Raw genomic sequence first — 7,747 nt, 5'->3', positions numbered from 1 at the left:
ATCAGCGCCGCGGCCGCGTTCAGCAGCACGACGTCGCGGTAGGCGCCCGGCGCGCCGCGCAGCAGGGCTTCGAGCGCCGCGGCGTTCTGCGCCGGGTCGCCGCCCTTCAGCGCCTCGGCCGGCGCGCGGGGCAGGCCGGCATCCTCGGGCGTCACGGTGAACTCGCGCAACGACCCGTCCGCTTCGAGCGAGACGACCTGGCTTTCGCCGGCCAGCGTCAGCTCGTCGAGGCCCTGGCCGTGCACCAGCCAGGCCCGTTCCGTCCCGAGCCGTGCGAGTGCCTGCGCCATGGGCCGCAGCCATTCGGGCGCGAAGGCGCCGGTCATCTGGCGCTTCACCCGGGCCGGGTTCGCGAGCGGGCCGAGCAGGTTGAAGATGGTGCGCGTGCCGAGTTCGACGCGCGGCCCCGCGGCGTGGCGCATGGAGGCGTGGTGGCGCGGGGCCATCAGGAAGACCATGCCCGCTTCCGACAGCACGGCGGGCAGGCGCTCGATCGGCACGTCGAGCGAGATGCCGAGGGCCGAGATCGCGTCGGCCGCGCCGGATCTCGAGGACAGCGCGCGATTGCCGTGTTTCGCCACCGGCACGCCGCAGCCGGCCACCACCAGCGCCGCGGCGGTCGAGATGTTGAGCGTGCCGGCCGCGTCCCCGCCCGTGCCGACGATGTCCATCGCCCCTTCGGGCGCTGCGATCGCGGCCATGCGCGCGCGCATGGCGCGCACGGCGCCGGTCATCTCGGCGACCGTCTCCCCGCGCACGCGCATCGCCATCAGAAGGCCGGCGATCTGTGCGGGCGTGGCCTCCCCGCCCATGATGATGCCGAACGCTTCCTCGGCCTCGGCCTCGTTCAGGCGCTCGGCATTGGCCAGGCGTGCAAGGATCGGCTTGAGCGACACGAGGGTCTCAGGCGGCGGCGGGCGTCGGCAGGCGCGCGCCCGCCAGCGTCAGGAAGTTGCGCAGCAGGTCGTGGCCATGGGCGGAGGCGATGCTCTCCGGATGGAACTGCACGCCCGAGATCGGCAGGTCCCGATGCTTCAGCCCCATGGCCAGCCCATCCTCGGTCCAGGCCGTGACCTCGAGGCAGTCGGGCATGCTGGCGCGCTCGACGATCAGCGAATGATAGCGCGTGGCCGCGAAGGGGGAGGGGATGCCGGCGAAGACGTCCCGGCCATCGTGATGCACCTGCCAGACCTTGCCATGCACCGGTTCCGGCGCGCGGATCACCTTGCCGCCGAAGGCCTGCCCGATGGCCTGGTGGCCGAGGCAGACGCCGAGCACGGGCAGCCGCGCCTCGGCCGCCAGCGCGATCAGCGGCAGGCAGATGCCGGCCTCGTTCGGCGTGCAGGGGCCGGGGGAGAGCACGACGGCTTCCGGCTTCATCGCCAGCACGCCCTGCGGATCGATCGCGTCGTTCCGCCGCACCTCCACCTTCGCCCCCAGGTCGCCCAGGAAGTGGAAGAGGTTGAAAGTGAAGCTGTCGTAGTTGTCGATCAGCAGGATCATGGGGCCGATCCTTGGACCGGCAGGGCGGGGGAATCAAGGGCGGGGAATTCCGGGGGGGCGCGGGCGGGTTCCGCCGGCGCGGGAAGGGGCCTAGCCTGCCCGCAACGAAGGCGGAGGAAGGCCGAGAATGTTCAAGCACCTGGTCATGGCCCTGGCGCTGGTCGCGCCTGGGCTCGCCCTGGCGGCCGACCTGCCGGACCGCCCGGTCCGCATCATCGTCCCCTTCACCCCGGGCGGCACCAGCGACATCGTGGCGCGCCTCCTGGCCGAGGCCGCCACGCCCCATCTGCCGCGCGGCGCGGTGGTGGAAAACCGCGGCGGCGCGGGGGGCAATATCGGCCTCGCCGAAGCCGCGCGCGGGGCGGCGGACGGCACGACGCTGGTGCAATGCGCCTTCGGCCCCTGCGGTGCGAACCCCGCGCTCTACGCCAATCCCGGCTACGACCTGCTGCGGGACTTCGCGCCCGTCATCCTGACCGGGGCGGTGCGCAACGTCATGACCGTCCGGCGCGACCTGCCGGCGGCGAATGTGCAGGAGTTCCTCGCGCTTGCGCGGCGGGAGAGGCTGACCTTCGCGTCCTCCGGCGTCGGCGCCTCGAACCACCTCGGGCCCGAGCTGCTGCGCAGCCTGGCGGGCATCGAGATGACGCATGTGCCCTATCGCGGGTCGGGGCCCGCGATCACGGACATCGTCGCCGGGCGCGTCGATGTGTTCTTCGACAACCTGCCGTCCATCCTGCCGCATATCCGTGGCGGGTCGGTGCGCGCCCTGGCGGCGGTGAGCGATGCGCGCATCCCCGAACTGCCGGACCTGCCGACCTTCGCCGAGCAGGGCGTGCAGGGCATGGCGATCGACAGCTGGTTCGGCTTCATGGCGCCGTCGCGTACGCCGCCCGCGGCCATCGCCGCGCTGAACGCCGCCTTCGCCCGGGCGCTGGAAAACCCCGCCGTGCGGTCGCGCATGGCGGAGCTGGGGGCGGCGCCGCTCGGCGGCACGCCGGAGCAGATGGGCACGCATGTCCGCGCCGAGGTCGTCCGCTGGGCGGAGGTGGTGCGCCGCCAGGGGATCCGCGCCGAATGAGCCGCATCACGAACATCCGCACCATCCGCATCGGCGAACGCCCGAACCTGATCTGGGTGGAAATCACGACGGACGAGGGCATCACCGGCCTGGGCGAGGCGTTTCGCGGCGCCGCGGCGGTGGAGGCGGTGATCCACGAAAGCGTCGCCCCCGCGCTGCTGGGCCGTGACTCGCGCGACATCGAGGCCGTCTCCCGGCTGCTGCTCACACCCTATGTCGGCTTCGGCGGATCGAGCGCGGAGGTCCGCGCGGCATCCGCCACCGACATCGCGCTGTGGGACATCAAGGGCCAGCGCCACGGCGTGCCCGTGCATGAGGCGCTCGGCGGCAAGGCGCGGGATAAGGTTCGCAGCTACAACACCTGCGCCGGCTACGACTACAACGCGAAGTCCGCGCAGCGGCGCGACATCGGCGCGGCGGACGAGATGCGCGGCCCCTATGACGACCAGGTCGCCTTCATGCGCGATGCCGGCACGCTCGCCGAAAGCCTTCTGTCGGAAGGCTTCAACGCCATGAAGATCTGGCCCTTCGACATCTACGCCCCGGCGACGCAGGGCGTGTCCATCACCCTGTCGGACCTGAAGAAGGGGCTCGAGCCCTTCGCCAAGGTGCGCCGCGCGGTGGGCGACCGAATGGAGATCATGGCGGAACTGCATTCGCTCTGGTCCATGCCCGCCGCGCTGTCGATATGCCGCGCGCTCGAGGAGTTCGAGATCACCTGGGCGGAAGACCCGATCGCGAAGATGGACGACGTCGCCTCGCTGGCGGAACTGCGCCGGGCCGTGCGCACCCCGATCTGCGCGAGCGAGACGCTGGGCGGCAAGGTCGCCTTCCGCGACCTGCTGGTGGCGGGGGCGACTGACATCGTGATGCTCGACCTCGCCTGGTGCGGCGGCCTGACCGAGGCACGCAAGATCGCGGCACTCGCCGAAGCCTGGGCGCGGCCCGTGGCACCGCATGACTGCACGGGGCCGGTCACGCTGATCGCGTCCGTCCATCTGGCGATGCACGCGCCGACGGCGATGTTCCAGGAGGTGGTGCGCGCGACGCTCGCCACCTGGTACCGCGACCTCGTGACCGTGCTGCCACGCGTCGAGCAGGGCTGGGTGCTGCCGATGGAAGGGCCGGGGCTGGGGGCGCGGCTGCTGCCGGAGGTGGCGGCGCGGGAGGATGCGGTGGTGCGGGAGAGCCGCGCGCGATAGGGCGAAGGCCGATCGCGGCGGCAGCATCCGGCCGGCCGCGTCCAATCTCGTCGTCGCTGCGCGTGGTGCAGGCCAGTCCCAAGGCGGATCGCGGCCAAGCCGCGATCCGGGAGCGCGAAGCACGACCGTGCCCAGCCCGCCAGTCGCGCCCGGCGCCTCAGTGCACGGCGCGAAGGCAAGGCGGCCGGACGGCCGCCGCCCGCCGTCCGAGGGCCTCAGAGAGCAACTGGCAGGTTCCCAGTCCGCACGAGAAACGCCGCGCGCGCCGCCGCCGCCTGCCAATCCGCCCCGCCGCCCGGGCATCGCACCAGCCGCAGGGACGGGTACCAGAGCGGCGTCTCCTCCGCATGCAGCCAGCGCCAGTCGCCCTGCCGCCCATGCATCAGCATCAGCACCGGCCGCCCCAGCGCGCCGGCCAGATGCACCACCGCCGTGTCCACCGCGACGACCAGGTCCAGCGCCTCGATCGCCGCCGCGGTGTCGAGGAACCAGTCCGCGCCCTGATCCATCTCCGGCCCCAGCCGGTCGAGCGGGAAGGGCGCGTCCTGCTCCTCCCCCGGCCCCTTCTGCAGCGAGAACAGCCGCACGCCCGGAATGGCGGCGAGCGGCGCGAAGGCGACCAGCGGCGCGGATCGGTTGCGGTCTACCGGGGCCGCCGGATTGCCCTGCCAGACGATGCCGATGCGAAGCCTGCCTTCGCCGATCCGCGCGCGCATCCGGGCGCGCCTGTCGCGATCCGCCGCCAGATACGGCACCCGGCCCCGATACTGCTGCGGCGAAAGCCCCAGCGCGCGCGGCAGGCCCATCAGCGGCAGCCAGGCGCGTACGCCAGGAACGCTGCCCGCGGCGGTGCTGCTGCGCAGGTCGATGCCCTCCGCCAGCGGCGCGAGCAGCGCGTGCAGCCGGGGGTCGAGCACCGCATGCACGCGCATGCCGCGCGCGACCAGCAGGGGCAGGTACCGGGCGAACTGGATGGTGTCGCCCAGGCCCTGTTCGCCCATCACCAGCACGGACTCCGGCTGGCCCTGGCCACGCCAGGCGGGGATCGGCTCGGGGCCGTCAGCGCCTGGCCGCGTGACGCGCGGGAAAGCCTCGGGCAGCAGCTCGAAGCGGACGTCGTAGGCGTCCCAGGCCTCGGGCCAGAGGCCGGCCTGGAAGAGGCAACGGGCGAGGGCGGCGCGCACCGTCGCATCGCCCGGGACAAGCGCGCGCAGGCTGCGCAGCGCGGCGATAGCTTCGAAGACGCGGCCCGTGGCGCGGGCCTCGTCGGCCAGGGCGACGAGGGGCGCGACGTCCGTCATGGGTGGCTGCGGGGAGGGCGCCGCCCTCCCCGGACCCCTCCCGCCGAGGGCCGAAAGGCCCTCGGAACCCAACACATGTTCACCGCCGGCCGGAGGCGAAGCGGACGGCTTCCTCCGCGGCGCGGAACAGGGCGCGCGCCTTCTGCACCGTCTCCTCGTATTCCGCCTTGGGGTCGGAATCGGCCACCACGCCGGCGCCGGCCTGCACGTACATCACGCCGTCCTTCACCAGCGCCGTGCGCAGCGCGATGCAGGTGTCCATGCCGCCATCGGCGCCGAAATAGCCGATGCCCCCGGCATAGAGGCCGCGGCGGGACGGCTCCAGCTCCTCGATGATTTCCATCGCGCGGATCTTGGGCGCGCCCGTCAGCGTGCCGGCGGGGAAACCGGCGCAATAGGCATCCAGCGCATCGAGGCCCGCGCGCAGGCGCCCCTGCACCTCGGAGCCGATATGCATCACCTGCGAATAGCGCTCGACCTGGAACTGCGCCGTCACCTTCACGCTGCCCACCTCGGCCACGCGCCCTACATCGTTGCGGCCGAGGTCGAGCAGCATCAGGTGCTCCGCGCGCTCCTTCGGGTCGGCGAGCAGCTCGACTTCCAGCGCGCGATCCTCATCCGGCGTCGCGCCACGCCGGCGCGTGCCGGCCAGCGGGCGGACCGTGACGGTGTTGTCGCGGCAGCGCACCAGGATCTCCGGGCTCGCGGCCACGACGGAAAAGCCGCCGAAATCGCCGAACACCAGGAAGGGCGCGGGATTGATCCGCCGCAGCGCGCGATAGAGCGAGAAGGGCGGCAGCGCGAAGGGGGCGGAGAAACGCTGCGCCGGCACGACCTGGAAGGCGTCGCCCGCGCGGATGTACTCCTTCGCGCGCTCGACCGCCGCGATGTAGCCGGCTTCGGTGAAATTGCTCTCGGGCGGCGGCATCGCGGGCAGCGAGGCGGGCGGCGCGGGCCGCGGCACGGGCCGGTCGAGCGCGGCCTCGGCCTCGTCCAGCCGCGCCACTGCCGCCTCATATGCTGTCGCGGGATCGGCGCCGGGCCAGACCGGCGCGCAGAGCGTCAGCGTGTCCCGCACATGGTCGAACACCGCCATCAGGGTCGGCCGCGTCATCACCGCCTCGGGGATGCCGAGCACGTCCGGGTTGGTCGCCGGCAGCCGCTCGATCAGCCGCACCATGTCGTAGCCGAGATAGCCGAACAGCCCGGCGGCCATGGGCGGCAGCCCGGGCGGCACGGCCATCCGCGCTTCCGTGATGGTCCGGCGCAGGCTCTCGAGCGCGTCGCCGTCCTCGGCCACGAAGGCATGCGGGGCGGACAGCGCATGGCGATTGATCTCGGCGCGCCCGTTGCGGCAGCGCCAGACGAGATCCGGCGCCATGCCGATCGCCGAGTAGCGCCCGCGCGCGGCCCCGCCTTCGATCGATTCCAGCAGGAAGGCGTTCGCCTGCGCCCCACCCGTGAGCTTCAGGAAGGCGCCGACCGGCGTGTCGAGGTCGGCGACGCGTTCCCGCACCAGGATGCTGCCGCGCCCGGCTTCCAGCGCCTGGCGGAAGGCGGCGAAGGACATCTCGTTCATGGGCCGCTCACCTGCTGCAGCAGCTGGGTGTTGATGCGGACATTGGCGCGCGCGCGCAGCGCCACCGCATACTGCTCCTCAAGCTCCTCCTGCATCGACTGCTCGAGCTCCGAGCGCAGGCGGCCGAGGCCGAGCGGGTCCGAGGCCGGGTCGAAGCGCACCACCTCGACCAGCCGGGCAACCGCGAAGCCGTCGCGCGTCTCGACCATGGTGGGCGCATTGGCGCGCGCCTCGAACAGCGGGGCGACGATCTCGGGCGGCACGCCCGCGCCGGCCGCGGTCGGGTTGCGGCCGATGGGGCCGACCCGCTGTACCGGGAAGCCCGCCGCCTCGGCGGCTTCGGCCATCGTCCTGCCATCCCGCAGCGCGGCCATCACCGCGGCCGCGCGTTCCTCCGCCGCGCGGCGCCGCGCATCGGCGAGGAAGGCGGCGCGGACCGCGTCCTCCACGCTCTCGAAGGGACGCAGCGTGGGCGGCGTGACGTTGCGGATCTCGATGCCGATGAAGGCGTCGCCGAGTTCCGTCATGCGCGGCGCGTCGCCCTGGCGCGCGGCGAAGACGGCGCGCAGCAACTCGTTGCGCTGCGCCGGTGCGACCGGCAGTTCCACCACTTGGTTGTCCGGCGTCCGGCCGGAGGAATCGAAGGTCGCCGCGGCCAGCGTCAGGCCGAAGCGCTGCGCGACATCGGCGAGCGTCGCCCCGCCCGCCAGCGCATCCTCCACCCGGTTCGCCCGTTCATGCGCCATGTCGAGGGCGCGGTCGCGCGCCACCTCCCGCCGCAATTCGTCGCGCACATCGGCCAGGGTGCGCGTCACCGCGGGCTCGATCCGGTCGACGCGGATCACGTGCCAGCCGAAGGGGCTCCGCACCGGCTGCGTCACCGCTTCGGCCGCCGCGGCGAAAGCCGCATCGGCGACGGCCGGAATCGGCATGGTCGCGCGGTCGAGCAGGCCGAGATCCGCCGCGCTGCCGCCCGCCGCGCCGGCCTGTGCCTCGATGGCCGCGAACTCGGCGCCGCCGCGCCAGGCCTCGGCGAGTGCGCGTGCCGCCGCTTCCTCGGGCAGCACCGCCTGGCGGAGCG

At 73.2% G+C, this 7,747-nt stretch carries 7 protein-coding genes; 2 read left to right on the top strand and 5 right to left on the bottom strand.

Going from position 1 to position 7,747, the window contains the following annotated elements:
• Window positions 1-896 (bottom strand): anthranilate phosphoribosyltransferase (gene trpD / locus HW577_RS16210; RefSeq protein ID WP_198377190.1); only part of this gene is annotated, 896 nt, incomplete at its 3' end.
• A 7-nt stretch (window positions 897-903) separates the two neighbouring features.
• Window positions 904-1,503, bottom strand: a complete 600-nt coding sequence (locus tag HW577_RS16205; RefSeq protein ID WP_198377189.1) for an anthranilate synthase component II — start codon at window positions 1,501-1,503, stop codon at window positions 904-906.
• A gap of 127 nt (window positions 1,504-1,630) precedes the next feature.
• Between HW577_RS16205 and HW577_RS16200 the strand changes: the two genes are divergently transcribed.
• Together HW577_RS16200 and HW577_RS16195 are read left to right on the top strand one after the other, a co-directional pair.
• Window positions 1,631-2,584, top strand: a complete 954-nt coding sequence (locus HW577_RS16200) for a Bug family tripartite tricarboxylate transporter substrate binding protein (RefSeq protein ID WP_198377188.1) — start codon at window positions 1,631-1,633, stop codon at window positions 2,582-2,584.
• On the top strand, window positions 2,581-3,786 hold the full coding sequence (locus tag HW577_RS16195; RefSeq protein ID WP_198377187.1) for a mandelate racemase/muconate lactonizing enzyme family protein: 1,206 nt from the start codon (window positions 2,581-2,583) through the stop codon (window positions 3,784-3,786). Before HW577_RS16200 ends, HW577_RS16195 begins: the two co-directional genes overlap by 4 nt.
• A gap of 215 nt (window positions 3,787-4,001) precedes the next feature.
• Here HW577_RS16195 and HW577_RS16190 read toward each other — a convergent pair whose 3' ends face one another.
• The 3 genes from HW577_RS16190 to HW577_RS16180 all read right to left on the bottom strand — a co-directional run.
• Window positions 4,002-5,087, bottom strand: a complete 1,086-nt coding sequence (locus HW577_RS16190) for a tetratricopeptide repeat protein (RefSeq protein WP_198377186.1) — start codon at window positions 5,085-5,087, stop codon at window positions 4,002-4,004.
• A 79-nt stretch (window positions 5,088-5,166) separates the two neighbouring features.
• Entirely contained in the window at window positions 5,167-6,666 is a 1,500-nt protein-coding gene (gene trpE, locus HW577_RS16185; RefSeq protein WP_198377185.1) for an anthranilate synthase component I, read from the bottom strand.
• Window positions 6,663-7,747: peptidylprolyl isomerase (locus HW577_RS16180; RefSeq protein WP_198377184.1), on the bottom strand; the 1,085-nt coding region annotated here is incomplete at its 5' end. The genes HW577_RS16180 and trpE, both read right to left, overlap by 4 nt.

The sequence above is a fragment of the Neoroseomonas rubea genome (assembly GCF_016106015.1).
Lineage (GTDB): Bacteria > Pseudomonadota > Alphaproteobacteria > Acetobacterales > Acetobacteraceae > Neoroseomonas > Neoroseomonas rubea.
This window is presented reverse-complemented; position numbering and strand designations above follow the sequence as displayed.

Coding starts and splice junctions, on each gene's coding strand:
- HW577_RS16195 (WP_198377187.1), top strand. CDS start 2,581: ATGAGCCGCATCACGAACATCCGCACCATCCGCATCGGCGAACGCCCG.
- HW577_RS16200 (WP_198377188.1), top strand. CDS start 1,631: ATGTTCAAGCACCTGGTCATGGCCCTGGCGCTGGTCGCGCCTGGGCTC.
- trpE (WP_198377185.1), bottom strand. CDS start 6,666: ATGAACGAGATGTCCTTCGCCGCCTTCCGCCAGGCGCTGGAAGCCGGG.
- HW577_RS16205 (WP_198377189.1), bottom strand. CDS start 1,503: ATGATCCTGCTGATCGACAACTACGACAGCTTCACTTTCAACCTCTTC.
- HW577_RS16190 (WP_198377186.1), bottom strand. CDS start 5,087: ATGACGGACGTCGCGCCCCTCGTCGCCCTGGCCGACGAGGCCCGCGCC.